Annotated in this window: 24 protein-coding genes; 18 read left to right on the top strand and 6 right to left on the bottom strand. The window is 72.1% G+C overall.

Translation table 11 applies throughout. From position 1 onward, the window contains the following. The first annotated feature begins 26 nt into the window (after positions 1 to 26). Entirely contained in the window at positions 27 to 971 is a 945-nt protein-coding gene (locus ABZS61_RS04145; RefSeq protein ID WP_356415775.1) for a DUF2510 domain-containing protein, read from the top strand. Positions 972 to 1,002: 31 nt separating this feature from the next. Here the strand turns inward: ABZS61_RS04145 and ABZS61_RS04140 are convergent, their stop codons facing one another. Then, complete coding sequence (locus ABZS61_RS04140; RefSeq protein WP_356415772.1) at positions 1,003 to 2,205, bottom strand: amino acid deaminase/aldolase; 1,203 nt, start codon at positions 2,203 to 2,205, stop codon at positions 1,003 to 1,005. Positions 2,206 to 2,774: 569 nt separating this feature from the next. Here ABZS61_RS04140 and ABZS61_RS04135 point away from each other — a divergent pair. Next, positions 2,775 to 3,638: a hypothetical protein gene (locus ABZS61_RS04135; RefSeq protein ID WP_356415769.1), complete on the top strand. Its 864-nt coding sequence runs from the start codon at positions 2,775 to 2,777 to the stop codon at positions 3,636 to 3,638. After that, positions 3,635 to 4,852, top strand: a complete 1,218-nt coding sequence (gene mycP, locus ABZS61_RS04130) for a type VII secretion-associated serine protease mycosin (RefSeq protein ID WP_356415766.1) — start codon at positions 3,635 to 3,637, stop codon at positions 4,850 to 4,852. Before ABZS61_RS04135 ends, mycP begins: the two co-directional genes overlap by 4 nt. Here the strand turns inward: mycP and ABZS61_RS04125 are convergent. Continuing rightward, on the bottom strand, positions 4,836 to 5,738 hold the full coding sequence (locus tag ABZS61_RS04125; RefSeq protein WP_356415763.1) for a serine hydrolase: 903 nt from the start codon (positions 5,736 to 5,738) through the stop codon (positions 4,836 to 4,838). The genes mycP and ABZS61_RS04125 overlap by 17 nt on opposite strands. 86 nt (positions 5,739 to 5,824) lie before the next feature. On the opposite strand from ABZS61_RS04125, the gene ABZS61_RS04120 reads away from it, so the two are divergent. Further along, positions 5,825 to 6,553 carry an SseB family protein gene (locus tag ABZS61_RS04120; protein WP_356415760.1) on the top strand — a complete coding sequence of 243 codons (729 nt, stop codon included), beginning with the start codon at positions 5,825 to 5,827 and terminating at the stop codon, positions 6,551 to 6,553. Positions 6,554 to 6,613: 60 nt separating this feature from the next. Here the strand turns inward: ABZS61_RS04120 and ABZS61_RS04115 are convergent, their stop codons facing one another. Further along, positions 6,614 to 6,976 (bottom strand): DUF1844 domain-containing protein, encoded by a 363-nt coding sequence (locus ABZS61_RS04115; RefSeq protein ID WP_329212824.1) that lies wholly within the window; start codon positions 6,974 to 6,976, stop codon positions 6,614 to 6,616. Between the two features lie 330 nt (positions 6,977 to 7,306). Between ABZS61_RS04115 and infC the strand changes: the two genes are divergently transcribed. From infC to ABZS61_RS04070, 9 genes are all read left to right on the top strand, one after another. Continuing rightward, positions 7,307 to 8,050 carry a translation initiation factor IF-3 gene (gene infC / locus ABZS61_RS04110; protein ID WP_351172811.1) on the top strand — a complete coding sequence of 248 codons (744 nt, stop codon included), beginning with the start codon at positions 7,307 to 7,309 and terminating at the stop codon, positions 8,048 to 8,050. 121 nt (positions 8,051 to 8,171) lie between these two features. Then, a complete protein-coding gene (gene rpmI / locus ABZS61_RS04105; RefSeq protein WP_031097481.1) occupies positions 8,172 to 8,366 on the top strand; it encodes a 50S ribosomal protein L35 in 195 nt (64 codons plus the stop codon). Between the two features lie 106 nt (positions 8,367 to 8,472). After that, positions 8,473 to 8,856 carry a 50S ribosomal protein L20 gene (gene rplT / locus ABZS61_RS04100; protein WP_329212826.1) on the top strand — a complete coding sequence of 128 codons (384 nt, stop codon included), beginning with the start codon at positions 8,473 to 8,475 and terminating at the stop codon, positions 8,854 to 8,856. Positions 8,857 to 9,010: 154 nt separating this feature from the next. Then, positions 9,011 to 9,850: an RNA methyltransferase gene (locus tag ABZS61_RS04095; RefSeq protein WP_356415754.1), complete on the top strand. Its 840-nt coding sequence runs from the start codon at positions 9,011 to 9,013 to the stop codon at positions 9,848 to 9,850. A 145-nt stretch (positions 9,851 to 9,995) separates the two neighbouring features. Then, positions 9,996 to 11,150, top strand: a complete 1,155-nt coding sequence (locus ABZS61_RS04090) for an ATP-binding protein (RefSeq protein WP_356415751.1) — start codon at positions 9,996 to 9,998, stop codon at positions 11,148 to 11,150. A 113-nt stretch (positions 11,151 to 11,263) separates the two neighbouring features. Beyond that, positions 11,264 to 12,391: a phenylalanine--tRNA ligase subunit alpha gene (pheS, locus tag ABZS61_RS04085; RefSeq protein WP_356415748.1), complete on the top strand. Its 1,128-nt coding sequence runs from the start codon at positions 11,264 to 11,266 to the stop codon at positions 12,389 to 12,391. Beyond that, positions 12,391 to 14,904 (top strand): phenylalanine--tRNA ligase subunit beta, encoded by a 2,514-nt coding sequence (pheT, locus tag ABZS61_RS04080; RefSeq protein ID WP_356415745.1) that lies wholly within the window; start codon positions 12,391 to 12,393, stop codon positions 14,902 to 14,904. Before pheS ends, pheT begins: the two co-directional genes overlap by 1 nt. Positions 14,905 to 15,386: 482 nt before the next feature. Further along, the gene (locus ABZS61_RS04075) at positions 15,387 to 16,727 is read left to right on the top strand and encodes a transcriptional regulator (protein WP_356415742.1); all 1,341 of its coding nucleotides are present in this window, start codon (positions 15,387 to 15,389) and stop codon (positions 16,725 to 16,727) included. Positions 16,728 to 16,814: 87 nt separating this feature from the next. After that, positions 16,815 to 17,345 (top strand): NUDIX hydrolase, encoded by a 531-nt coding sequence (locus ABZS61_RS04070; RefSeq protein WP_356415739.1) that lies wholly within the window; start codon positions 16,815 to 16,817, stop codon positions 17,343 to 17,345. Positions 17,346 to 17,444: 99 nt separating this feature from the next. Here the strand turns inward: ABZS61_RS04070 and ABZS61_RS04065 are convergent, their stop codons facing one another. Then, on the bottom strand, positions 17,445 to 18,305 hold the full coding sequence (locus ABZS61_RS04065) for a 3-hydroxybutyryl-CoA dehydrogenase (RefSeq protein WP_356415736.1): 861 nt from the start codon (positions 18,303 to 18,305) through the stop codon (positions 17,445 to 17,447). 200 nt (positions 18,306 to 18,505) lie between these two features. Here ABZS61_RS04065 and ABZS61_RS04060 point away from each other — a divergent pair, with 200 nt between their 5' ends. After that, a complete protein-coding gene (locus ABZS61_RS04060) occupies positions 18,506 to 19,759 on the top strand; it encodes a family 10 glycosylhydrolase (protein ID WP_356415733.1) in 1,254 nt (417 codons plus the stop codon). Between the two features lie 57 nt (positions 19,760 to 19,816). On the opposite strand, the gene ABZS61_RS04055 is transcribed toward ABZS61_RS04060, so the two are convergent. Further along, the gene (locus ABZS61_RS04055; protein ID WP_356415730.1) at positions 19,817 to 20,020 is read right to left on the bottom strand and encodes a DUF1918 domain-containing protein; all 204 of its coding nucleotides are present in this window, start codon (positions 20,018 to 20,020) and stop codon (positions 19,817 to 19,819) included. A gap of 42 nt (positions 20,021 to 20,062) precedes the next feature. Then, positions 20,063 to 21,037, bottom strand: a complete 975-nt coding sequence (locus ABZS61_RS04050) for a DMT family transporter (RefSeq protein ID WP_356415727.1) — start codon at positions 21,035 to 21,037, stop codon at positions 20,063 to 20,065. Here ABZS61_RS04050 and ABZS61_RS04045 point away from each other — a divergent pair. The 4 genes from ABZS61_RS04045 to ABZS61_RS04030 all read left to right on the top strand — a co-directional run bounded on the left by ABZS61_RS04045 (position 21,036) and on the right by ABZS61_RS04030 (position 24,908). Next, the gene (locus ABZS61_RS04045; protein ID WP_356415724.1) at positions 21,036 to 22,502 is read left to right on the top strand and encodes a PLP-dependent aminotransferase family protein; all 1,467 of its coding nucleotides are present in this window, start codon (positions 21,036 to 21,038) and stop codon (positions 22,500 to 22,502) included. The genes ABZS61_RS04050 and ABZS61_RS04045 overlap by 2 nt on opposite strands. Positions 22,503 to 22,511: 9 nt before the next feature. Next, positions 22,512 to 23,018: a GNAT family N-acetyltransferase gene (locus ABZS61_RS04040; protein WP_356415721.1), complete on the top strand. Its 507-nt coding sequence runs from the start codon at positions 22,512 to 22,514 to the stop codon at positions 23,016 to 23,018. 68 nt (positions 23,019 to 23,086) lie between these two features. Beyond that, positions 23,087 to 23,662, top strand: a complete 576-nt coding sequence (locus ABZS61_RS04035) for a histidine phosphatase family protein (protein WP_356415718.1) — start codon at positions 23,087 to 23,089, stop codon at positions 23,660 to 23,662. 94 nt (positions 23,663 to 23,756) lie between these two features. Next, positions 23,757 to 24,908: a serine hydrolase domain-containing protein gene (locus tag ABZS61_RS04030; protein WP_356415716.1), complete on the top strand. Its 1,152-nt coding sequence runs from the start codon at positions 23,757 to 23,759 to the stop codon at positions 24,906 to 24,908. Positions 24,909 to 24,964 lie beyond the last annotated feature (56 nt).

Here is a 24,964-nt window from a genome sequence, read left to right as displayed (position 1 = left end):
CCCGCACCGGAATCTAGAGTGGGGGCATGAGCAACGCGACCCCTCCCGGCTGGTACCCGGACGCGAGTACGCCCGGCATCGAGCGCTGGTGGGACGGTACGGCCTGGACCGGGCACACCAGGCCGCCCGCCGTCGCGCAGCCCGTCGCGTTCCAGCAGCAGTTCGCACCGCAGGTCCCACCGGCCCCCGCCCCAGGAGGCGGCCGGACCACCCGGGTCGTCGCGATCGCGCTGGCGGTCCTCGTGATCGCCGGCGCGGCCGTCACCGGAATCCTGGTGCTGGGCGAGGACGGCGGCACAGGCACGCAGGCGGGCCCCGGACCCAGCGGCTCCGCACCGGCGACCGGCACCACCGGCACCCCGAGCACGGACACCCCGTCGGCCGACGACGCCCCCGCGGACGACCCGAAGCTGCTCGTCGACCAGCTCAACGGGATCACCCTGCCGGTCCCCGACGGCTGGGAGAAGCCGGAGAGCACGCTCGACGACGCGACCACGATGCGCACGGTCCAGTCCTACACCTGCCCCGGCGATTCCGGCAGTTACTGCTACCACGGCACGGTCACCGTCCGCACCGCGAGCGGCACCGACGTCACCTCCGTCGAGGCTCTGGCCGAGGAGGACATCAAGACCGCCGCGGACAAGGCCTACGGGGAGAACTTCGTCGGGGACCCGATCCACGGCGGCATCACGTCGCAGAAGGAACTCGCGTCCAAGTCCGTGAGCGTGGCCGGGCGGACCGGATATCTGGTGCGCCGGCAGGTCACCACGGGAAGGGGCCCCGGCGGATTCGTGCAGTCGCTCGTCTTCCCCTCGGCCGTGGGCAGCGAGACGCCGGTCATCGTCCGCTTCGCGTTCGACGCCGGCCAGGACAAGCTGCCGGTCTCGCTCATGGACACCATCACCCGGGGCATCCGCCCGCTCGGCGACAGCGCCACCAACGGAGGCGTCGGCAGCTCGATCGGACCCTGACCCCGCTCCGGCCCCGTCCGAGCGAAAGACCCTAGAGGAACGTTCGGCCCTCGCCCCGGTACGTCGGCACGGTCGCCGTGATCCGGTCGCCCTCGATCAGCTGCAGTTCGTCGAAGCGCTCGCACAGCTCACCGGCCTTGGCGTGCCGGAACCACACCTTGTCCCCGATCAGCAGATCATCGGCGGGCGAGCCGAGCAACGGCGTCTGCACCTCTCCCGGACCCTCCTGCGGGTCGTAGCGCAGCCCTTCGGGCAGGTACGGGACCGGCAGCCGGTCCGGGCCCGCGGCCCCGGACGCCGGATAACCGCCACCCAGCACCGTCACCACACCCACCCCCGGCCGCCGCACCACGGGCTGTGCGAACAGGGCGGCCGGACGGCCCGTGAACGAGGTGTAGTTGTCGAACAGCCGCGGCAGGTACAGCCCCGAACCGGCAGCGATCTCGGTCACCGCCGACTCGGCCGCGGTGTGCTGCACACTGCCGGTGCCGCCCCCGTTCACGAACTCCAGGTCAGGCGTCACCGCCCGGACGGCCCGCACGACCTCCGCCCGCCGCGCCGCCAGCTCCTTGCGGGCCGTGGCCTGCATCAGGCGGACCGCACGCGACCGCAGCGGCCTGCCGGCAACCGAGTCCCCGACTCCCGCGATGTGGCCCTCGTACGCCATCAGCCCCACCAGCCGGAAGCCCGGCCTACGGGCCACCGAGCGGGCCAGCTCGGCCAGTTGGGCGGGCGAGCGCAGGGGTGAGCGCAGGGCGCCGATCCTGACCCGGCCGCCGAGCATCTGCAGCGAGGTGTCCAGCTCCAGACAGATCCGGATCTCCTCGGTTCCGCCGGCCCGTGCCGCGTCGATCAGCTCCAGCTGTGCGTGGTCGTCCACCATCACGGTCACGGCAGCGGACAGCTTGGGATCGGCGGCCAGCTCGGCGTACGCGGCCCGGTCGGCCGACGGATAGGCCAGCAGTACGTCGTCGAAGCCGGCCCTGGCCAGCCACAGCGATTCCGCGAGGGTGAACGACATGATCCCGGCGAATCCCGGACGCGCGAGCACCCGCTCCAGAAGGGCTCGGCAGCGCACCGACTTGCTCGCCACCCGGACGGGCTTCCCGCCCGCCCGGCGCACGAGGTCGTCGGCGTTGGCGTCGAAAGCCTCCAGGTCCACCACGGCCACGGGGGCGTCGAGATGGGCGGTGGCCCGGTTGTAACGGGTCCGGTCAGCGGCGCGGGCAGTCATGGCCGCAGCTTGCCAGACGGTCGTACCACTGGGTAGGGGGACGTTCGGTGCAGATCCCCCGCACCCCTCCGTCCTGTGCCCACGGGGTGCTCTTCACCCCGTAGAGTGACGGTCACGCGGATGACCGACGGCCGGTCCGGGACGTTGATCCGCAGGCGGTACGGGGACGTGAACCAGGGGGCCGGATGAGTACCGAAGCGCAGCGCGCTCCTGTGCCGCCCCGCCCGACCACCCCACCGCCCGTCCCCGCGCAGCCCCCGGCGCCGCCCACGCCCCAGCCCCCGGCTCCACCCGCAGCCCCCACGCCGCGCACGGGCGCACAGCCCACGCAGACTCCCGCATCTCCCCCCGTACCGCGCACGGGCGCGCAGCCCACGCAGACTCCCGCACCGCGCCCGCAGGCCCCCGCGCCCCGTCCCGCGGGCGACGCGCCCCCGCCCGTGGAGACGACCACCCGGCTGCGTATCGTGCCGCCCGCACCTCCCGCTGCGCCTCCTCAGCCGCCGCCGGCACCTCCCGCTGCGCCTCCTCAGCCGCCGCCCGCGACCAGGCGCAGGCCCGTCGGCGCGGTGGATCTCACCCCGCGCCCCGGAGCGGCCCCCGCCCCGCCGGGCGCGTACTACGCGTACGCCGAGACGCCCGTCGAAACCACCACCCGCCTGCGGCCCATAAAGGCCCGGAACCCGGCCAGGGCCGCCGCCGCCGTCGCCTGTGTCGTGCTCGGCCTCGGGCTGATCGGCGGCGCCGTCACCGGCACCTGGCTCACGGGGGACTCCGCGGCCGAGCCCGGAGCCGGTACCGCGTACTCCGTCGGCCGCTCCGCCTGGCACAGCGTCCCCGTCGACACCCTCTTCCCCCGCACCCTCAAGGGCGACGGCGCGGGACCGGGGGCCACCGACCGTGTCTGGACCCGCGTCGCCGTCGCCACCGACAGCGGCTGCGCGGCGGGCCTGGATCCCCTGCTCCTCAAGACGCTCCGCCCGGTCGGCTGCGAACGCATGGTGCGGGCCACCTACACCGACGCGACGCGCAGCAGTGTCACCACGGTGGGCATGGTCTTCACCGAGGCGGACAGCGAAGGGATGCGCGCGCTCAGCACCCGGTTCACCGGCCAGCACCTCGACGTGCGGGCCGACCTGATGCCCCGTACCTACCCCGCCAAGGGCACCGCCGCAGCGGAGTTCGGCGACCGGCAGCGTGCCAGCTGGACCGTCAGCGTGCTGACCGAGGTGCCCGTCGTCGTGTTCGCCGTCTCCGGTTTCGCCGACGGCCGTACGGTCGCCGAGCCGCAGCCCGCAGCCGTCGCCATGGTGGCGGGCGCGACGACGGCAGTCGCCCAGGCCGGGCTCGGCCACGAGGCGAAGGGCATCGCCGACCGGGTGGAGCGCTCGCTGCGCAGGACCGTCACCGACCTCACGGAGAAGCCGGAATGACCCGCCCCCGCCGGCTCCGCGCGTTCGCCGTGGTGGCCCTCGCCACCGCGTTCGCGGTACTGCCCGCAGTCCCCGCGCAGGCCGACGCCCTCCGGGACCAGCAGTGGGCATTGGAGGCCCTCCACACCGACCGGGCCTGGCAGACCACGAAGGGCAAGGGCGTCACCGTCGCCGTCCTGGACACCGGAGTCGACGGCAGCCACCCCGACCTCCAGGGCCAAGTGCTCCCGGGCAAGGACCTCATCGGGTTCGGCGCCGGACAGGGCGACCGGGCCTGGGCCGTCCACGGCACCGCGATGGCCGGCATCATCGCAGGCCACGGCAACGGGCCCGGACGGAGCGACGGCGTCCTCGGGGTCGCGCCCGAGGTGAGGATCCTGCCCGTGCGGGTCATCCTCGAGTCCAACGACGCGTCCCGCGCCAAGGCCCGTCAGTCGCGCGGTACCGCCCTCGCCGACGGCATCCGCTGGGCCACCGACCACGGTGCCGACGTCATCAACCTCTCCCTCGGCGACGACAGCAAGTCCGCGCACCCCGAGCCCGGTGAGGACGCGGCCGTCCAGTACGCCCTGAGCAAGGGCGTCTCCGTCGTCGCCTCGGCCGGGAACAGCGGGGAGAAGGGCAACGGTGTCTCCTACCCCGCCGCCTACCCCGGGGTGATCGCTGTCGCCGCCGTCGACAAGTACGGCACCCACGCCGCGTTCTCCACCAGCCGCTGGTACGCCACCGTCAGCGCACCGGGTGTCGACATCGTCGTCGCCAACCCCGACCGCCACTACTACATCGAGTGGGGCACCTCGGCCGCCTCGGCGTTCGTCTCCGGCGCCGTCGCCCTCGTACGTGCCGCCCACCCCGGCCTGTCGCCCGCCCAGCTCAAGACGCTGCTCGCGGACACCGCCCGCAACTCCCCGGCAGGCGGCCGCGACGACGCCCGGGGCTACGGCCTGGTCGACCCCGCCGCCGCGATCGAGGCCGGGGAGAAGCTCCGCCCCGACCATCCGGTTGCCAAGTCGGCCCCGGCCGGATACCGCAAGCAGTACTTCGGATCCGGCCCCGACCCGAAGGCCGAGGACGACGGCCCGGCCGGCTGGCTGGCCCCGTCCGCCGGGGCAGTCGGCGCCGTGCTGCTGGCCCTGGCCGTGGTCCTGTGGCGCGGCAGGGGAGCCCACCCGAGCGGAAGCAGCACGGTCGCCGGCATCAGCCGGTGGCGCTGACCCCTCCGGCCACGCCGACAACGGCCTTCGCCACCGACTCGACGAGGGCGACACCGGCCTCCTTCGTCGCGTGCCCGCGCGACAGCACGGCCACCAGGTAGGTGCTCCCGCCGCTCTCCACCCGCCCGATGCTGTTGATGTCCCACAGCCCGGTCGTCGTGCGGGGCATCCAGCCGTTCTTCAGCGCCGCGCCGCTGCCCGCCGCCGAGACCCCCCACCGCTGGTCCGCCTGGACCTCGCCCATCAGTTCCGTCAGATACGCGCGCGAGCTCTCCGACAGCTCCGAATCCGTACCGAACACCGCCTCCAGCAGACGCACCTGGTCGGTGGCCGTGGTCTGTGTCAGCCCCCACGCATGAGCGGCCGTCGTCCCGGACAGCCCGAGCCGCACGTTCGCCGCGTCCAGCCCCCCGGCGCCGCCGACCGACTTCAGGAGCTCGGTGGCCGACGTGTTGTCGCTGCGCCGGATCATGGCCTCCGCCCACGCGTGCTCGGCGCCGTTCAGCTCCCGCCCCTCGTCCTGCGCGAGGAGCAGCAGGGCGGCCAGGATGTCGACCTTGACGATGCTCGCGGTGTCGTACACCCCGTCCCCGTACACCCCGTGCGCCCCGTCCGCCGTGTCCAGCACCGCCACCGACACGTCGGCGCCGCCGGTCACGGGCTCCAGCGCGTCTGCCAGTTCCGCATCGAGATCCACCTCGGGCTCCTCGTCCGTGCTCGCCGCGGCCGACGGGCTCGATGCGGACGATACGGATGCCACGGCGGCGGGCGCACGATCCGGCGGGCGACCCACCAGGTACGCGCCCCCTGCGGCGGAACCCGCCAGCAGCACGACGGCCGTCACGGACGCGGACAGCGCGGACCTGTGGATTCTGTGGCGGGACATGCTCCGGACGCTAGGAACCGCAGCTGGCAGCAGCCTGTGCCCGACCTGTCGCCCGGATGAGAGAACCGGTCCACTACGCTCGTCGTGTGGCGCTCAAGAACATTCCGGACCCCGGTTTCTCCGACGACGACGGCACGGCCGACCCCGAACTGACGGCGGCGCTCGCCGTGTGGGCGGAGGACCGGACAGCCGTCGGCCCGGTCCTGGCGGCGCTCCGCGGCGCCAGGCTGCTCGTCCCGGTCGTCGCCGTCCTCGGCGAGGTCGAGGAGGACGAGAACGGGCTGCGTCGCGAGAAGTCCAGCGACATGGCCGTGCCGACCCTGCAGGCCGGTGACCGGCGCGCCCTGCCCGCCTTCACCTCCACCGCCTCGCTGGCCCGCTGGGACCCGCAGGCCCGCCCCGTCGCCGTACCCCTGCACCAGGCCCTGCAGGCGGCCGCCCATGAGAACGCGGACACGGTGGTCCTGGACCTCGCGGGGCCCGTCGCCTTCGAACTGACCGGCCCGGCGCTGCTCGCGCTGGCCGAGAACCGCAGCAGCACGGACCCGCTCGACGACCCGGCCGTGGTCGCCGCGGTACGGGACGTGGTCGCCGCCGAGCCTGCGGTGATCCGGGCCCACCTCGGCCCGGGGCAGGCCGACGGCACCCTCGCCCTGGTCCTCGGCCCGGACGCGGTGGTGGCCGAAGCCGCCCGGCGGGTCGCCGACGCGCTGTCGGCCAGCGAGGTCCTGCGCGCCAGGCTGGTGCGCGGTATCGACCTCGCACTCCTGCCGGCCGGGGCCGAGGCACCGGGCGAGCCACTCTTCACCCGCTGACACACGCGGGAGCCCGCCGCCTGTCGCAGGCAGCGGGCTCGGGTGTGCGGTGCGGAGGGATCAGCCGTAGACGGGGCCCGTGTACTTCTCGCCGGGGCCCTGGCCCGGCTCGTCCGGTACGAGCGAGGCCTCGCGGAAGGCCAGCTGGAGCGACTTCAGGCCGTCGCGCAGCGGGGAGGCGTGGAAGGTGCTGATCTCGGTGGTGCTCGCGTCGAGCAGACCGGCCAGTGCCTGGACCAGCTTGCGGGCCTCGTCCAGGTCCTTGTGCTGCTCGCCCTCCTCGGTCAGACCGAGCTTCACGGCGGCCGCGCTCATCAGATTGACGGCGACGGTCACGATCACCTCGACCGCGGGGACCTCCGCGATGTCGCGGGCCATGTCGTCGAAGCCGGGGTTCTCGGTGCTGGGGGTCGCGTCACTCATGCCCCACACGATAAGGCCACGCCGGCACGGCTCTGTCTGCGGGAGCACGTGCGCGGCACCACGGGGCAGCGCGTTCGCCGCCGCCCCGTGAAGCTGCTAACCTTGTGTAACGACCGGCCGGACACCTATGTGCTCGGCCCACAAGTGGAGGCTCCGATCTCCCACCTGACCGTCCTCACGGACGGCGGGTCACCGGTCAGGTAGCGACCATCGTTCCGTACGGACGATGGGGCTGCTCGATGCGCCCCGCGGTTCACCGCGCGGTGTTCCGGTATTCCCTGGAGCCCCGCCTGTGTACTGTCCGGGGCATTTTTGCTTTCCCCGGCTCGGTTGGTCTTACGAAACAGACGCTACGCGGCTGTCCGCCAGGCGGTCGCGTGGCGCTACCGAGGAGGATCCATCAGCGCCGAGCCCCGCATCAACGACCGGATTCGCGTTCCCGAGGTGCGACTTGTCGGTCCCAGCGGCGAGCAGGTCGGGATTGTTCCGCTTGCCAAGGCCCTGGAGCTCGCACAGGAGTACGACCTCGACCTGGTCGAGGTGGCGGCGACAGCCCGTCCCCCCGTGTGCAAGCTCATGGACTACGGAAAGTTCAAGTACGAGTCGGCCATGAAGGCCCGTGAGGCGCGCAAGAACCAGGCGCACACGGTCATCAAGGAAATGAAGCTCCGGCCGAAGATCGACCCGCACGACTATGACACCAAGAAGGGTCACGTCGTCCGGTTCCTCAAGCAGGGGGACAAGGTCAAGATCACGATCATGTTCCGTGGTCGTGAGCAGTCCCGCCCCGAGCTGGGTTTCCGACTGCTCCAGCGTCTCGCTTCGGATGTCGAGGACCTCGGCTTCATCGAGTCCAACCCGAAGCAGGACGGCCGGAACATGATCATGGTTCTGGGCCCGCACAAGAAGAAGACCGAAGCCATGGCCGAGGCCCGCGAGGCTCAGGCCGCCCGTAAGGCGGAGCGTCAGGGTTACGCCCACGACGCCGAGTCCGAGGGTGAAGCCGCTGAGGCTCCGGCCGCAGCTGCCGAGGCTCCGGCCGAGACACCTGCAGAAACACCTTCCGAGGCGTGACCTCTGGGGGCTGCCATCCAGGCGCCCCCGGGTCCCTCGGGAACCACCCAAAGATCTGACGCCCCTGCAGTCCGGTGCTCCGCACCGAGAGGGGCGCCACTGACGAGGAGAGAACGGCGCGATGCCGAAGAACAAGACGCACAGCGGTGCCAGCAAGCGCTTCAAGATCACCGGCTCCGGCAAGGTGCTCCGTGAGAAGGCCGGCAAGCGCCACCTGCTCGAGCACAAGTCGTCCAAGAAGACCCGCTCGCTGACCGGCACGGTCGTCGTGGCTCCGGCCGACGTCAAGAAGGTCAAGAAGCTTCTCGGCAAGTGAGGCCGCTGCCTCCGGTGAACCCGGAGGCGCGACCTCGATCCGACCGGGACCAATTCGTTTCCGGGCCGTGTGAGTCCAACCACGGCCCCGCTGTAAGGAGTCAAAAGTGGCACGCGTCAAGCGGGCAGTAAACGCCCACAAGAAGCGCCGGGCGATCCTCGAGGCCGCCAAGGGTTACCGCGGTCAGCGTTCGCGCCTGTACCGCAAGGCCAAGGAGCAGGTCACCCACTCCCTGGTCTACAACTACAACGACCGCAAGAAGCGCAAGGGCGACTTCCGTCGGCTCTGGATCCAGCGCATCAACGCCGCTGCCCGCCAGAACGGCATGACGTACAACCGCCTCATCCAGGGTCTGAACGCCGCCAACATCGAGGTGGACCGCAAGATCCTGGCCGAGCTCGCGGTCAACGACGCCAACGCGTTCGCCGCTCTCGTCGAGGTCGCTCAGAAGGCCCTTCCGAGCGACGTCAACGCCCCGAAGGCCGCCTGACCCAGGCAGCTCTTCCAGGTGTGTCAGCCGGACCCGCAGGCGCAAGCCGTCTGCGGGTCCGGTGCGTTGCAGGACGCTGTGCGTACGTGGTCATCCGTACGCAGAGAAACGTACGCAGAGAAGCAGAGATACGCAGAGAGGCTCGCCGCCGACCATGGGCACCCCCGAACTGATCTCCGCGCGGTCGCCGCGCGTCGCCGCCGCACGACGGCTGGCCAGGCGCAACTTCCGCGGCAAGGAGCGCAGGTTCATCGCCGAGGGGCCGCAGGCCGTGCGGGAGGCCGCGGCGCACCGGGGCAGCGACGGTGAACCCACGCTGACCGAGCTCTTCGCCACCGTCGAAGCCGCCGACCGGTACGCCGACATCATCGACGCCGCACACGCGGCGGGCGCCCGGGTGCATCTCGCGGACAGCGACGTGCTGGCCGACGTCTCGCAGACCGTCACCCCGCAGGGCCTGATCGGTGTCTGCCGCTTCCTGGACTCGCCCTTCGAGGAGATCCTCGCGGCGAAGCCCACCCTGGTCGCCGTACTCGCCCACGTACGGGACCCCGGCAACGCCGGTACCGTGCTGCGCTGCGCCGACGCCGCGGGCGCCGACGCCGTCGTGCTCACCGACGCGTCCGTGGACCTGTACAACCCCAAGTCGGTCCGTGCCTCCGCAGGCTCGCTCTTCCATCTGCCCGTCGCCGTCGGCGTGCCCGTCGAGCAGGCCGTACAAGGGCTGCGGGACGCCGGCGTGCGCATCCTGGCCGCCGACGGAGCGGGCACGGACGACCTCGACGACGAGCTCGACGCGGGCACCATGGGCGGGCCCACCGCCTGGGTGTTCGGCAACGAGGCGTGGGGACTGCCGGAGGAGACCAGGGCGCTGGCCGACGCCGTCGTCCGGGTCCCGATCCACGGCAGGGCGGAGAGCCTCAATCTCGCCACTGCCGCCGCTGTGTGCCTCTACGCCTCCGCACGGGCCCAGCGCCCGCGGCACACCGGCTGAGCCCGACCGGCACCGGAGCACCACCGATCGATCCAAGCCACACCCGCCGGTGCGCCGCCTCGGGGTGTCGCTCGCCGTCCGGCGCCTAGTAGGGTGACGAACTCGGGGGCCCACTGCACCGGTTCGAGAGGTGGGGTACGGGAATATGGCTGTCGGCATGAGCAGGCCGCGTCAGACACACACGGCCGCCGTGCGCGCCATCACCGACGGGGACGACACGAGCGGCATCATCGGGGACGCGGCAACGGGCATCGACCCGGACGACCTGCCCGACGGTCTCGTCGTCGCCGACGAGAGCGGCCGGATCATCTGCTTCAACTCGGCCGCGGCGCGGATCACCGCCACACCGCGGGCCGCGGCCCTGGGCCGTCCCCTCGAACACGCGCTGCCCCTCGAAGACCTCAAGGGCCGTCGCTGGTGGGCCCTGACCGACCCGTACGGGGGCCTCGCCACCAGGGTCGGACAGCCCGAGCGGAACCTGCTGCTCCCCGGCGGCCGTGAGGTCCTGGTCTCCGCACGGTACGTACGCGAAGCCCCGACCGGACCGGTCCGCCGGCTGGTCGTCTCGCTCCGCGGCACCGAGGCCCGCCGCCGCACCGAGCGCAGCCACGCAGAGCTGATCGCCACCGTCGCCCACGAACTGCGCTCCCCGCTGACCTCGGTCAAGGGGTTCACCGCGACGCTCCTGGCCAAGTGGGAACGATTCACCGACGACCAGAAGCGGCTCATGCTGGAGACCGTCGACGCCGACGCCAACCGCGTCAACCGGCTCATCGCGGAGCTGCTCGACATCTCCCGTATCGACTCCGGCCGGCTGGAGCTGCGCCGCCAGCCCGTGGACATCTCCGCCGCCGTCGAACGTCACGTCCAGGCCCTCACCGCGAACGGCCAGGCACCGGACCGTTTCCTCGTACGCACCCGGCAGCCGCTGCCCGACCTCTGGGCCGACCCCGACAAGGTCGACCAGGTCCTGGGCAACCTCCTGGAAAACGCGGTGCGCCACGGCGAAGGAACCGTCACTATTGAGATCGCCCCTGCACCCGCACCGGGGAAGAGCGACGAGAGCGGAACGGCAGTCACCGTGAGCGACGAAGGTCCCGGCATCCCCGAGGAGTCGATGGGCCGCGTCTTCACCCGCTTCTGGCGGGGGAGCAAGCGCGGCGGGACCGGCCTGGGCCTCTACATCGTCAAGGGCATCGTCGAGGCGCACGGCGGCACGATCACGGTCGACCGGGGACCCGGCGGCGGCGCCGAGTTCCGATTTATCCTGCCCGTGAGCGCCCCGGCCTACCTGGCCTGAGCCGCCCACGGGCTTCTTAGCCTCCCGGCGGCCCGTAGACTCGACTTTTGGCACCTTTGCGTCCTCAGTCGTCGAGCCAGGTCGCCACCAGCCAATCGGAAGCACGGGAAGAGATGTCGGCACCGAACAAGTCGTACGACCCAGTCGAGGTCGAGGCACTGAAACCGGAAGAGATCGAGCGCATGCGGGACGAGGCGTTCGCCGCCTTCGCCGCTGCAGGCGACCTCGACGCGCTCGCCCAGGCGAAGACCGCGCACACCGGTGGCACCTCGCCCCTGTCGCTCGCCAACCGCGAGATCGGCGCCCTCCCGCCGCAGGCCAAGGCCGAGGCGGGCAAGCGCGTGGGCCAGGCCCGCGGCGCCGTCTCCAAGGCCCTCGCCGCCCGCCAGACGGAGCTGGAGGCCGAGCGTGACGCCCGTGTGCTCGTCGAGGAGGCCGTGGACGTCACACTGCCCTACGACCGCACCCCGGCCGGTGCGCGCCACCCCCTCACGACGATCATGGAGCGCGTCGCCGACGTCTTCGTCGCCATGGGCTACGAGATCGCGGAAGGCCCCGAGGTCGAGGCGGAGTGGTTCAACTTCGACGCCCTGAACTTCGTGCCCGACCACCCGGCCCGGCAGATGCAGGACACCTTCTTCGTCCAGGGCGCCGACGGCGCCAAGAGCGACGAGTCCGGTGTCGTGCTGCGTACGCACACCTCGCCGGTCCAGGCCCGCTCGCTGCTCAGCCGCAAGCCCCCCGTCTACGTGGTCTGCCCCGGCAGGGTCTACCGCACCGACGAGCTCGACGCGACGCACACCCCGGTCTTCCACCAGATCGAGCTGCTCGCCGTCGACGAGGGCCTTACCATGGCCGACCTCAAGGGCACCCTCGACCACATGGTCCAGGCGCTCTTCGGCCCGGACATGAAGACCCGGCTGCGGCCGAACTTCTTCCCGTTCACCGAGCCGTCCGCCGAGATGGACATGGTCTGCTACGTCTGCCGCGGCGAGTCCGTCGGCAACCCGGACCGCCCCTGCCGCACCTGTGGCAGCGAGGGCTGGATCGAGCTCGGCGGCTGCGGAATGGTCAACCCGAAGGTGCTCGTCGCCTGCGGTGTCGACCCCCAGAAGTACAGCGGATTCGCCTTCGGGTTCGGCATCGAGCGGATGCTGATGTTCCGCCACAACGTCGAAGACATGCGAGACATGGTCGAGGGTGACGTCCGGTTCACCCGGCCGTTCGGGATGGAGATCTGATGCGCGTCCCGCTTTCCTGGCTGCGGGAGTACGTCGACCTGCCGGCGACCGAGACCGGCCGTGACGTCCAGGCCGAGCTCGTCGCCGTGGGCCTCGAGGTAGAGACCGTCGAGCAGATCGGCGCGGGCCTCAAGGGCCCCCTCGTCGTCGGTCAGGTACTGACCATCGAGGAGCTGGAGGGCTTCAAGAAGCCCATCCGCTTCTGCACCGTCGACGTCGGCACCGCCAACGGCACCGGCGAACCGCAGGAGATCGTCTGCGGCGCCCGCAACTTCGCCGTCGGCGACAAGGTCGTCGTGGTCCTCCCGGGTGCCGTCCTGCCCGGCGACTTCGCGATCGCCGCGCGCAAGACGTACGGCAGGACCTCGCACGGCATGATCTGCTCCACCGACGAACTCGGCATGGGCGACGACGGCACGCACGGCATCATCGTGCTGCCCCCCGAGCACGAGGTCGGCACCGACGCGATCGAGCTCCTCGAGCTCATCGACGAGGTCCTCGACATCGCCGTCACCCCCGACCGGGGCTACTGCCTGTCGATGCGCGGCGTCGCCCGCGAGACCGCGATCGCCTACGGCCTGCCGCTGCGCGACCCGGCGCTGCTGGACGTGCCCGCGCCGAACGCGTACGGCTACCCGGTGAAGGTCGCCGACCCCATCGGCTGCTCCCGCTTCACCGCGCGCACCGTGGTCGGTCTGCAGCCCGAGGCCCGCTCCCCGATCTGGATGCAGCGCAGGCTGCAGAAGGCCGGGATGCGCCCGATCTCGCTCGCGGTCGACATCACCAACTACGTGATGCTCGAGCTCGGCCAGCCGCTGCACGCCTACGACCGGACCCGCATCGAAGGGGCGATCGGGGTGCGCCGCGCCCAGCAGGGCGAGAAGCTCACCACGCTCGACGGCACCGTGCGCGTCCTGGACGCCCAGGACCTGGTCATCACCGACGACCGCGGGCCGATCGGCCTCGCGGGCGTCATGGGCGGTGCCGACACCGAGATCGCCGACGTGAAGGCCGAGGAGGCCGGCACCACCGAGGTCGTCATCGAGGCCGCGCACTTCGACGCGATCTCCATCGCCCGGACCGCGCGCCGTCACAAGCTGGCCTCGGAGGCGTCCAAGCGCTTCGAGCGCGGCGTCGACCCGCAGGCCGCCGCCGCTGCCGCGCAGCGCACCGTCGACCTGCTGGTCCTCCTCGCGGGAGGCACCGCGGAGTCGGGCGTCACCGAGATCAGCGCCCCGTCCGCCCCCCACACCATCGCCATGCCGGCCGATCACCCCGACAGGGTGGCCGGTGTCGCCTACGGCCGCGAGATCGTCGTACGCCGCCTCCAGGAGGTCGGCTGCGACGTCTACGGTCAGGACGAGCTGATCGTCACGGTGCCGTCCTGGCGCCCCGACCTCGCCGCGCCGAACGACCTGGCCGAAGAGGTCATCCGGCTCGAGGGCTACGAGAACCTGCCGTCCACGCTGCCGACGCCGCCCTCCGGCCGAGGGCTCACCGACCGCCAGCGGCTGCACCGGCGCATCGGCCGGGCACTCGCGGGCGCCGGTTACGTCGAGGCGCTCAGCTACCCGTTCATCGGCGAAGCCGCCCTCGACCAGCTCGGCCTGGACGAGGACGACGCCCGCCGCCGCACGGTCACGCTCGTCAACCCGCTGTCCGACGAGGAGCCCGCGCTGCGCACGACGCTGCTGCCGGGTCTGCTCGGGGCACTGCGGCGCAACGACGGGCGCGGCAGCCACGACCTCGCGCTCTTCGAGACGGGCCTGGTCTTCCGGCCGTCCGGCGAGGAGACGAAGGCCGTACGGCTGCCCGTCGACCGCCGTCCCACCGACGAGGAGATCGCCGGTCTCGACGCGGCGCTCCCGCGCCAGCCGCGCCGCGCCGCCGTCGTCCTCACGGGCGCACGCGAGCAGGCCGGCTGGTGGGGCAAGGGCCGTCCCGCCGACTGGGCGGACTCCGTCGAGGCGGCGCGCACGATCGCCCGTGAGGCGGGTGTCGAGCTGACCGTCCGCGGCGATCAGCACGCCCCGTGGCACCCCGGCCGGTGCGCCGCGCTGTACGTCACGGTGAACGGCGAGGAGACCCTCTTCGGACACGCGGGCGAACTGCACCCGCGCGTCATCAAGGAGCTCCACCTGCCGGAGCGGACCTGCGCCATGGAGGTCGAGCTCGACGTCCTGGAGCGGGCCGTCGACGGTGCGCTCCAGGCGCCGCGGATCTCCACCTTCCCGGTGGCGACCCAGGACGTCGCGCTCGTCGTCGGGCAGGACGTGTCCGCCGACGCGGTCGAGAAGGCGCTGCGCGAAGGCGCCGGCGACCTCCTCGAGTCGCTGCGGCTGTTCGACGTCTTCACCGGCGACCAGATCGGCGAGGGAAAGAAGTCCCTGGCGTACGCGCTGCGCTTCCGCGCCACCGACCGCACGCTCACCGTCGACGAGGCCTCCGCGGCCCGCGACACCGCGGTCGCTCTGGCCGCCGAGCGCACGGGCGCGGTGCTGCGCGGCGCGTAGCACCTGGTGCACCCGGCGCACCCGGCCCTCGCCGGGACGAGGGCCGGCGCAGGGCTCGCGCAGTGGCTCGCGCCCGGTTCGCGCACAGTAAGGAGGGGCGTATCCGGCCACCGGATACGCCCCTTCCTCTGTCTCGCCGGGCGCGTGGACCGCACGCGGGCCCCGGAACGGCGCCGGGGGGAACCCCGGTCCGGCCGGACCCGCAGCCACCCTCCTGTCATCGGGGCAGTAGGTCGTGCGATCCTGCGCCGTCCGCCCTGCCACGGAGTGTCGGGCAGGTCGGCAGAACGGACGGCGCGGGTGCGGGTCGTCGAACTTTACGAGGGGGAGCCGACGACCCGGCCGCCTCTTGCGAGGCACTCATTCAAGCGACCGGTGCCCCGGCGCGGCAGAGCGCACAGCAGGATGGTTCGGGCATTCCGTTCACACCCCGTGTGAATCGTGCTCCACTAGGGTCATTGCGACGCGCACATGGGGGGGCAATGGAGCCCAACGTCCTGCTCGAATCCCTGATCGACGAGGCGGGTGTGTCCCGCGCAGGGCTCGCCGGCCACGTCAACCAGGCAGGCCGCACGCGCGGCCTGTGCCTGAAGTACGAACACACCGCGGTCTCCCGCTGGCTCAAGGGCCAGCGCCCGCGCGGTCAGGTGCCGGACCTGATCTGCGAGGTCCTCGGCAGCCGGCTGGACCGGCCCGTCACGCTCGACGACATCGGCATGGGGACCTCAGGGGTGCACACGGTCGCGCACGGCTCGACCCTCCCGGGCTTCGTCGAGCACGCGACCGCGCTGTGGCGTTCCGACGAACAGCAGCGCCCGAACCTCGTCACCGCCCCCGCTGTCACGGGTACGACAGCGGTGATGCCCGTCTGGGAGTGGGAGAACCCGCCCGAGGACGCAGACGTGTCCCGGCCCGGGCCGTCCCGCGTGAGCATGGCCGACATAGCGATGCTCCGCGCGGCCCGCGCCCACTACGAACAGATGTACCGGAAGGCGGGCGGCATCGCGACCAGGGCCCGTGTCGTCGGCTTCCTCAACGCCGAGACCGCACCGCTGCTGCGCAGCGGGTACAGCGACGCCACGGGCCGTCAACTCCACCGTGCGACGGGCGGGCTGGTGGCCGTCGCGGGTATCTGCGCCTACGACTCGGACGCCCATGGACTCGCGCAGCGCTACTTCCACCAGGCGCTGCGACTCGCCAAGGCCAGCGGAGACCGGGGGCTCGGCGGTTATGTGATCGCGCTGCTGGTCAACCAGTCGCTGTTCCTGGCCGACTACCGCCGGTCCGTCGCGTTCGCCGAGGCGGCACTGCGGGCCGCGGGCTCCCACATCACCCCGGCCCTGGCAGCCGATCTGTACGCGATGCAGGCCAAGGCCTACGCACAGCTCGGCGACCACCGGAGCGCCCTGGAGTGCATCCGCCGCGCCGAGTCCCAGGACGGCCGCATCCACCCGGGCCACGAACCGGACGAAACGGGGTACGTGCAGCCGGGACTCGTCAACGTCCAGGTGGCGGAGGCGCTGCTCAAGCTCGGGGATCTCCCCGGCGCCAGGGAGCACGCCGCAGCGGCCGTACGCTCCCCGGCGCACGACCGCGGCACCGTGCACAGGCTGGCGATGCTCACCCATCTCGAACTGCTCCAGGGAGAGCCGGACAAGGCGGCCCGCACCGCCGCGGAAATGGCAGAACGCGCCCGGGGCATGGAGTCGCGGCGGCTGCGTGACCGGCTGTGCTCGGTGCGGGAACACCTGGCCGCGAGCGGCTCCGCGGACGCCGAAGCGGCGGCCGGCCTCATCGACGGGGCGCTGCGCGTGCCTCTGTGAGCTCCGCCCGAGGTGCCGCCGCACGTTCCCTTGCGGGGCTGACCCTGCTCCGATGTTGCCATCGACCAGTCGGAAGGTGGCAAAACCGTGCAGTGGATGAACTTAGGCGAACAAACTGTTTACGAGAACCGCTGGTTCCGGGTCAATCTGGCAGATGTCGTTCTGCCTGACGGCCGTCATCTCGAGCACTTCCTCATCCGGCTGCGGCCGGTGGCCGCGGCGACCGTCGTCAACGAGGCGAACGAGGTACTCCTGCTGTGGCGGCACCGGTTCATCACCGACAGCTGGGGCTGGGAGCTCGCCGCGGGTGTCGTCGAGGACGGCGAGGACATCGCGGCCGGGGCCGCCCGGGAGATGGAGGAGGAGACCGGCTGGCGCCCGGGCGCATTGCTCCCGCTGATGACGGTGGAGCCGGCCAACGGCCTCATCGACGCCCGGCACCACCTCTTCTGGACGCGGGAGGCGACGTACACCGGCCCCCCTGCGGACGGCTTCGAGTCGTCGCGCCGTGAGTGGATACCGCTCAAACTCGTGCCCGACATGATCGCGCGCGGCGAGATCCCGGCGGCCAACATGGCGGCCGGCCTGCTGATGCTCCATCACATGCAGCTGGGCTGAGCGCATACGGACGTGCGAAAGGGCCGGCCGGGGATGTCCCGGCCGACCCCTTCACGTACACCTGCGGCGCCTGACGCGTGGTTACGCCGCCGCGGGAATTCAGTCGTACGGGTAGAACCCAGACCCCGTCTTGCGGCCGAGGCGGCCCGCGTCGACCATGCGCTGGAGCAGCGGGGGAGCGGCGTACAGGGGCTCCTTGTACTCGGCGTACATCGAGTCGGCGACCGAGGCCACGGTGTCCAGACCGATCAGGTCGGCGAGCTTGAGCGGACCCATCGGGTGGGCGCAGCCCATCTCCATGCCGTTGTCGATGTCCTCGCGGCTGGCGATGCCCGACTCGAACATCCGGATCGCCGAGAGCAGATACGGGATCAGCAGCGCGTTGACGACGAAACCGGAACGGTCCTGGGCGCGGATCGCGTGCTTCTCGAGCACGTTCTGCACGACGGCTTCGGCACGCTTTATCGTCTCGTCCGACGTCGTCAGAGCGGGGATCAGCTCGACGAGCTTCTGCACCGGGGCCGGGTTGAAGAAGTGGATGCCGATGACCTGGTCCGGCCGGGACGTCGCCACGGCGAGCTTCACCAGCGGGATGGAGGAGGTGTTCGAGGCGAGGATCGCGTCCGGCCTGGTCACCACCTGGTCGAGCACCTGGAAGATCTCGGTCTTGACCTGCTCGTTCTCCACGACGGCCTCGATGACGAGATCGCGGTCCGCGAACTCACCGAGGTCGGTGGTGAAGCTGAGGCGGCCGAGTGTCTCGTCGCGCTCCTCCGCAGTGATCTTGCCGCGTTCGGCGGCCTTCGAGAGGGAGTTGTGCAGCCGGGTGCGCCCTATTTCCAGGGCCTCGCCGGTGGTCTCGGCCACCATGACATCGAGGCCGCTGCGGGCGCACACCTCCGCGATGCCTGCGCCCATCTGGCCACAGCCCACCACTCCGACGCGTGCAATGTCGGCCATAGAGTCCGTCACCTCGTGCCTTTCGCTGATCCTCGTGCGGCAGTTCCCGTCTGATTCCGGTGCCCGCCTCGACCCCACGACGTTACTCCGCGATCCGGCCGTGGTGACCTGCGGGTCGGGAGGTCCCGGCGTGGGCATGATCTGCGTCACCGGCCAGGACCGGAACGGTACAGGGGACAGACACATGAGAGGTGTGAGGAATGCGGCATATGGGCCGGAGATCCTTTGCGATGGGCGCGGCCGGGATGGTGGCCGCGCTGATGACGGCGGGCGACGCGGTCGCCGGGCCCCGGCCGGGCGCAGCACGGCGGCGCCGCAGGGCGGCTCCGGGTGAGCTGCGGGGTGTGTGGATCGCGACGGTGGCCAATCTGGACTGGCCCTCCGCCCCCGGGCTGACCGCCGCGGCCCAGCAGGCGGAACTGGCCGCCCATCTGGACCGGGCGGTCGAGCTGCGGCTGAACGCGGTGTTCCTGCAGGTGCGGCCGACCGCCGACGCCCTGTGGCCCTCGCCGTTCGAGCCGTGGGCGCAGTGCCTGACCGGGGTGCAGGGCCAGGACCCGGGCTGGGACCCGCTGGGGACCGCGGTGCGCGAGGCCCACGCCCGCGGTCTGGAGCTGCACGCATGGTTCAACCCGTACCGGGTCGCGAACCACACGGACCCTTCGCGGCTCGTCGCCACCCACCCGGCCAGACTTCATCCGGACTGGGTACTGCCCTACGGCGGGAAGCTCTACTACAACCCGGGGCTCCCCGAGGTCAGGGCGTTCGTCCAGGACGCGATGCTCGACGCGGTCAGCCGGTACGACATCGACGGGGTCCACTGGGACGACTACTTCTACCCCTACCCGGTGGCGGGTCAGGTCTTCGCCGACGACGCCGCGTACGAGGAGTACGGCGCGGACTTCCCGGACAAGGCCGCCTGGCGCCGGGACAACACCGACCGGCTCGTCAGCGGGACGGCCGAACGGATCAAGGAGATCAAGCCCGCCGTCCGCTTCGGGATCAGCCCCTTCGGGGTGTGGCGCAACGCCGCGACCGATCCGCTGGGCTCGGACACCAGGGCCGGTGTACAGACGTACGACGACCTGCACGCCGACACACGCGCGTGGGTGAAGGAGGGCTGGATCGACTACATCTGCCCGCAGATCTACTGGAACATCGGCTTCGCCGCCGCCGACTACGCGAAGCTGCTGCCCTGGTGGGCCGAGACGGTCCGGGGCACGGGAGTCGATCTGTACGTGGGGGAGGCGCTCTACAAGGCCGGTGATCCCGCCCAGCCCGCCGCCTGGCAGGACCCGGCGGAACTCTCCCGCCACCTCGACCTCGCGGCCACCCACCCCGAGGTGGGGGGCCACGTCTTCTTCTCCGCGCGGCAGGTGGAGGCAGACAAGATCGGAGCCATGGCCCGTGTGGTCGCCGACCACTACCAGGTGCGGGCCCGCACGCCGTGCTGAGGGGGACGCGTGTGCCGGGGACCCGCAAGGGTTCCCGGCTGCACGCGCGCGGCTCGGTTACCGCTCCCGGTCCTCGGGGGCGGTGTGCTGGACGACGCTGTCGGGGCCCGGGGACATGATCGACTCATGCCCGTCCTTGAAGCGCAGGCGGAACGGGGGACTGCCCCCGTCGCCGAGCACCTCGATGATGTCTGCGACACGGTCGTGCTGTCCCACGGTCCTGCCGTGCATCAGCAGCCGGTCGCCCGCATGTGCCTCCATCGGGAGTGACCTCCTCAGGGGTGGCGATCCATGTCGACAAGTCTATGACCGGACGCGGGCGCCGCCTCTCGTACGCACCGTTCCACGGGCTCCGGGCGGGCCCGCGGGCCCGCCCGCGCGCTGCGTGACGGCGATGCACACCAGCACGGCCACCGCGGCCACCGGAGCGGCTGCGGGCACCTCCTCGCCGAGCGCGAGGAGCGACCAGACCAAGGTGAGCAGCGGCTGCGCCAGCTGGAGCTGGCTCGCCCGTGCGACCCCGATCTCCGCCATGCCGCGGTACCAGACGTACAGCCCGAGGAAGGTGGAACCCGCCGCGACCCAGACCAGTCCGACCACCCCGTGCGCGGTGATCCGCACCGGTTCGAAGGGCAGCGCCACGGCCGCGCCCGCAACGGCGAGCGGCAGGCAGAGCACCAGGGCCCAGCCGACGACCTGCCAGCCCGGCATGACCCCCGCGAGCCTGCCGCCCTCGGTGTACCCGGCCGCGCAGACCAGCAGCGCGCCGAACAGGTACAGATCGCCACGGGAGAGGACCCCGCCGCTCTGCTGGACCGTGAAGACGATCACCACGGCGGCACCCGCGCACGCGGCGATCCAGAAGGCGCGGGGCGGACGGGAGCCGGTGCGCAGCGACGCGAAGAGCGCGGTCGTCAGCGGGAGCAGCCCGACGACCACGGCCGCGTGCGAGGTCGTGGAGGTCTGCAGGGCGAGTGTCGTCAGCAGGGGGAACCCGACCACGACACCGCCCGCGACGACCACCAGGCCGCCCCAGTGGCGGCGGTCCGGCAACGGAACGCGGCCCGCGAGCAGGAAGCCGCCGGCGATCAGCGCGGCGAGCACGCTGCGCAGCGCGACCAGCGACCAGGGGCCGAAGCTCTCCAGGCCCCACACCGTGGACGGAAAGGTCAGCGAGAAGGCGAGGACGCCGAGCCCGGCGCGCAGGACGCCGCCGGGGCCGGTTCGCCGGCCGACCGCTATCGTCATGGGCGCAATAGCGCTATCCTGTGCTGTCATGCATGAGCGTAGCAGTGTGGCAGAGCTGGTGAGTTCCCTGCGTGAGGAGCTCAACCGCTACTCTCCTGGTGGAAAGCTCCCGCCGAGCCGAGCCCTCGTCGAGCGCTTTCGGGTGAGCCCCGTGACCGTCTCCCGGGCCGTCGCGCAGCTCGCCGCCGAAGGCCTGGTCGTCACCCGGCCCGGCTCCGGCGCCTTCCGGGCCCAGGCCCGTACCGACGTCCCCGCACCGGGCGACACGTCGTGGCAGGAGGTCTCGCTCAGCGGCGACAGCGGACCGGAGGTCGTACCGCGCACCGTCGACGCCTCCGGAGTGCTGGTCACGCTCGCAGCGCCGCGGCCCGGAGTCATCGAGTTCAACGGCGGCTACCTCCACCCCTCGCTCCAGCCCGAGCGGGCCATGTCCGACGCGCTGGCCCGGGCCGGCCGTCGCCCCGGAGCGTGGGGGAGACCGCCCACCGACGGCCTGAGCGAACTCCGCGCCTGGTTCGCCCGCGAGATCGGCGGCACGCTCACCGGCGCCGACGTCCTGATCACCGCCGGCGGCCAGAGCGCGCTGGCCACCGCACTGCGGGCCCTCGCCCCGCCCGGTGCCCCCGTTCTCGTCGAATCCCCCACCTACCCCGGCATGCTGGCCGCCGCCCGTGCCACCGGGCTGCGGCCGGTGCCCGTACCGGTGGACACCGAGGGCGTACGCCCCGACCTGCTCGCCGCCGCCTTCCGTGCCACCGGGGCGCGCCTCTTCGTCTGCCAGCCGCTCTTCCAGAACCCGACCGGCGCGGTACTCGGACCGGACCGGCGTGCGCAGATCGTACGGATCGCCCGGGAGGCGGGCGCGTTCGTCGTCGAGGACGACTTCGCCCGCCGCCTCGCCCACGCGGACGCCGGCCCGCTGCCCGAACCTCTGGTCGCGCACGACCAGGACGGTGTCGTCGTCCACGTCCGCTCCCTCACCAAGGTCACCTCGCCGAGCCTGCGCGTCGGCGCGCTGGCGGCCCGTGGTCCCGTCCTGGAGCGCCTGCGGGCCATCCAGGTCGTCGACAGCTTCTTCGTGCCCCGCCCGCTCCAGGAGGCCGCACTCGAACTCGTCGGCTCACCGGCCTGGGGACGCCATCTGCGCGCGGTGGCCGCCGAGCTCGGCAGCCGCCGCACCGCGATCACCGTCGCGGTCAGGAGCCGGCTGCCCGAACTCGCGCTGCCGCACGTACCGTCGGGTGGCGGCAGCCTCTGGCTCAGGCTCCCCGGGCCCGGGGCCGAGGAGCCCGCCCTGGTCTCCGCCGCCCTGCGGGCGGGCGTCGCCGTCGCCCCCGGCCGCCCGTACCACTGCGCCGAACCCCCGGCCGGTCACATCCGGCTGAGCTTCGCCGCGGTCGCCGGCCCCGTGGAGATCGCCGAGGGTGTACGGAGACTGCGCACCGCCTGCGACGAGCTGTTCGACCGCCGAAGCCCGACGGAGGCCGACGGATAGCCTGCGCGCATGACCGACACAGACGCTTCCGCCACTGTTGCGACCGCTGCCTCTTCGGGCGACGCCCCCTCCGCCGTGGACTCCTCCGCCGCGGCCTCAGGGCAGCGTTACGAGATCTCCAGCGACCCCTCCCGGCTGGACCCCGCCCGCATTCACCACTGGCTCTCCACGGACGCCTACTGGGCCCTGGGCCGCAGTCGCGAGCAGCAGGACCGTGCGATGGCCGGATCCCTCAACTTCGGCGTCTACGACGTCACCTCGGGTGAACAGGTCGCCTTCGCACGCGTGGTGACCGACCACGCCTCGTTCGCCTGGATCTGCGACGTCTACGTCGACCGGGCGGCCCGCGGCCACGGAATCGGTACCCGGCTCGTCACCGAGATCCGGGACCGACTGGCGCCGGAGGGCGTGCGCAGGTTCCTCCTGGCCACGGACGACGCCCACGGGGTCTACGCGAAGGTCGGCTTCGCGCCGCTCGAAGCACCGGGAAAGTGGATGTGCCTCCAGGTGGGCTGACCGGAAGCGCTTGTGTCCGCCGCGCCGCCCTCTTGACCGGCGCGGCGTTCGGCTCCACGATCGCGCCCATGAGTGTTCGTGTCTCCCTGGTCGCAGCAGCGCGCAGCTCCGCCCTGCTCGCCGAGCGTTTCGACGACGACCGGCCGCTCGACCACACGGGCTGGCACGAGGTGCAGCTCGCCGCGCACGCCCTGGTGCCGCTCGGTGCGGCCGAGCTGCGCTACTGCTCGCCCACACCGCGCAGCCGCGCCACCGGTGACGCCCTCGGCTTCGCCCCCATGGCCCAGCCCGCGCTCCGCGACTGCGACATGGGCCGTTGGCGCGGCCTGACCTTCGCGGACGTGGCCGCCAGGGAGCCCGCCGCCGTCGACGCCTGGCTCGCCGACCCCCGGTCCGCCCCGCACGGCGGCGAGCCGCTGCTCGCCTTCATCTCCCGGATAGGCGGCTGGCTCGACACCCGTCCGGCGTGCGACGGCTCCATCGTCGCCGTCGCCGAACCCGCCGTCGTCCGGGCCGCCCTCGTCTACGCGCTCAAGGCCCCGCCGTCGACGTACTGGAACGTCGACGTCAGGCCGCTCTCCACCGTCACGCTCATCGGCCTGCCCGGCCGCTGGAGCCTAAGCCTCGAAGCGCTTCCGCGCTGACGGTTCCCTCCGGTCGGAGGAACCCGGAGCACGGCTTCTTCCCGCCAGTCCGACCAGTCGGTACGGTGAGGGCTCCCGAGACGAGGAGTGATCCGTGCCGCACTTCCATGGCCACTGCGACGACCGGTTCGCGGCGGTGCGCGACGCGTTCGAGGCGAACTTCGAGGAGCGCGACGAACTGGGTGCGGCCGTCACCGTCATGGTCGGCGGTTCCCCTGTGGTGGACCTCTGGGGCGGCTGGGCCGACAAGGGCCGGACCCGTCCGTGGGAGCGGGACACCGTGGTCAACGTGTGGTCCACGACGAAGGGCCCGACCGCGCTCTGCGCCCACATCCTCGTGGACCGCGGCCTCCTCGACCTGGACACTCCCGTGGCCACGTACTGGCCCGAATTCGCCGCGGCCGGCAAGGAGTCCGTCCCCGTACGCCATCTGCTCTCGCACCGGTCGGGCGTCGCGGGCCTGCGGGATCCGCACACCCTGGCCGAGCTGTACGACTGGGAGCTGACCACCGCCCGCCTCGCCGCGACCGAACCGTGGTGGGAGCCGGGCACCCGCTCCGGGTACCACGCCATCTCGTACGGATTCCTCATCGGCGAGGTCGTCCGCCGGATCACCGGCCTGCTGCCCGGGGAGTTCCTGCGGCAGGAGATCACCGGCCCGCTCGACATCGACTTCACCATCGGTCTCCCGGAGAAGGACGCCCACAGGGTCGCCGAGCTCGTGCAGCCGAAGACCGTCTCGCGTGAACAGGCCGCGCTCTTCGCCCGGATGGAGCCGGTCGCCATCGCCTCCCTCCTCAACCCCGGTACGGGCACGGCCGCCGCCAACACCCCCGAGTGGCGGGCCGCCGAGATCCCCGCCGCGAACGGCCACGGAACAGCACGCGCGGTCGCCGCGCTCTACGGCATCCTCGCCGGACGGGGCAGCGTCGACGGCCGCCGGATCCTCTCCGAGAAGGCCTCGGAAAGGGTCCGTGAGGGGCAGGGCAGCTGCCGGGACCTGGTGCTCGGCGCAGGCTTCGCCCACGACACCGAGCTGGGTCTCGGTCTCTGGCTGAGCGGCGACAACGCCTCCTACGGTCCCAACCCGCGCGCCGTCGGGCACGACGGGGCGGGCGGTTCCTGCGGGCTCGCCGACCCGGAGGCCGGCATCGCGCTCGGCTACGTCATGAACCGCATGGGCGCGAACATCGCCGACGACCCACGCAAGATGGCGCTGATCGACGCGGTGTACACGTCCCTCTGACCGGGGACGGGGCGAACGACGTGGCCCAAGCCCTCTGACCGGAGAACGGGGCGAAC

Source organism: Streptomyces sp. NPDC005566, assembly GCF_040605575.1.
Taxonomy (GTDB): Bacteria; Actinomycetota; Actinomycetes; order Streptomycetales; family Streptomycetaceae; genus Streptomyces.
Note: the sequence above shows the minus strand (reverse complement) of the source record. Positions and strands in the feature narration are given on the sequence as shown.

Coding starts and splice junctions, on each gene's coding strand:
- mycP (WP_356415766.1), top strand. CDS start 3,635: ATGACCCGCCCCCGCCGGCTCCGCGCGTTCGCCGTGGTGGCCCTCGCC.
- ABZS61_RS04050 (WP_356415727.1), bottom strand. CDS start 21,037: ATGACAGCACAGGATAGCGCTATTGCGCCCATGACGATAGCGGTCGGC.
- rpmI (WP_031097481.1), top strand. CDS start 8,172: ATGCCGAAGAACAAGACGCACAGCGGTGCCAGCAAGCGCTTCAAGATC.
- ABZS61_RS04095 (WP_356415754.1), top strand. CDS start 9,011: ATGGGCACCCCCGAACTGATCTCCGCGCGGTCGCCGCGCGTCGCCGCC.
- ABZS61_RS04040 (WP_356415721.1), top strand. CDS start 22,512: ATGACCGACACAGACGCTTCCGCCACTGTTGCGACCGCTGCCTCTTCG.
- ABZS61_RS04045 (WP_356415724.1), top strand. CDS start 21,036: ATGCATGAGCGTAGCAGTGTGGCAGAGCTGGTGAGTTCCCTGCGTGAG.
- ABZS61_RS04140 (WP_356415772.1), bottom strand. CDS start 2,205: ATGACTGCCCGCGCCGCTGACCGGACCCGTTACAACCGGGCCACCGCC.
- ABZS61_RS04075 (WP_356415742.1), top strand. CDS start 15,387: ATGGAGCCCAACGTCCTGCTCGAATCCCTGATCGACGAGGCGGGTGTG.
- ABZS61_RS04035 (WP_356415718.1), top strand. CDS start 23,087: ATGAGTGTTCGTGTCTCCCTGGTCGCAGCAGCGCGCAGCTCCGCCCTG.
- ABZS61_RS04055 (WP_356415730.1), bottom strand. CDS start 20,020: ATGGAGGCACATGCGGGCGACCGGCTGCTGATGCACGGCAGGACCGTG.
- ABZS61_RS04060 (WP_356415733.1), top strand. CDS start 18,506: ATGCGGCATATGGGCCGGAGATCCTTTGCGATGGGCGCGGCCGGGATG.
- ABZS61_RS04145 (WP_356415775.1), top strand. CDS start 27: ATGAGCAACGCGACCCCTCCCGGCTGGTACCCGGACGCGAGTACGCCC.
- ABZS61_RS04115 (WP_329212824.1), bottom strand. CDS start 6,976: ATGAGTGACGCGACCCCCAGCACCGAGAACCCCGGCTTCGACGACATG.
- ABZS61_RS04065 (WP_356415736.1), bottom strand. CDS start 18,305: ATGGCCGACATTGCACGCGTCGGAGTGGTGGGCTGTGGCCAGATGGGC.
- pheS (WP_356415748.1), top strand. CDS start 11,264: ATGTCGGCACCGAACAAGTCGTACGACCCAGTCGAGGTCGAGGCACTG.
- ABZS61_RS04125 (WP_356415763.1), bottom strand. CDS start 5,738: ATGTCCCGCCACAGAATCCACAGGTCCGCGCTGTCCGCGTCCGTGACG.
- pheT (WP_356415745.1), top strand. CDS start 12,391: ATGCGCGTCCCGCTTTCCTGGCTGCGGGAGTACGTCGACCTGCCGGCG.
- ABZS61_RS04090 (WP_356415751.1), top strand. CDS start 9,996: ATGGCTGTCGGCATGAGCAGGCCGCGTCAGACACACACGGCCGCCGTG.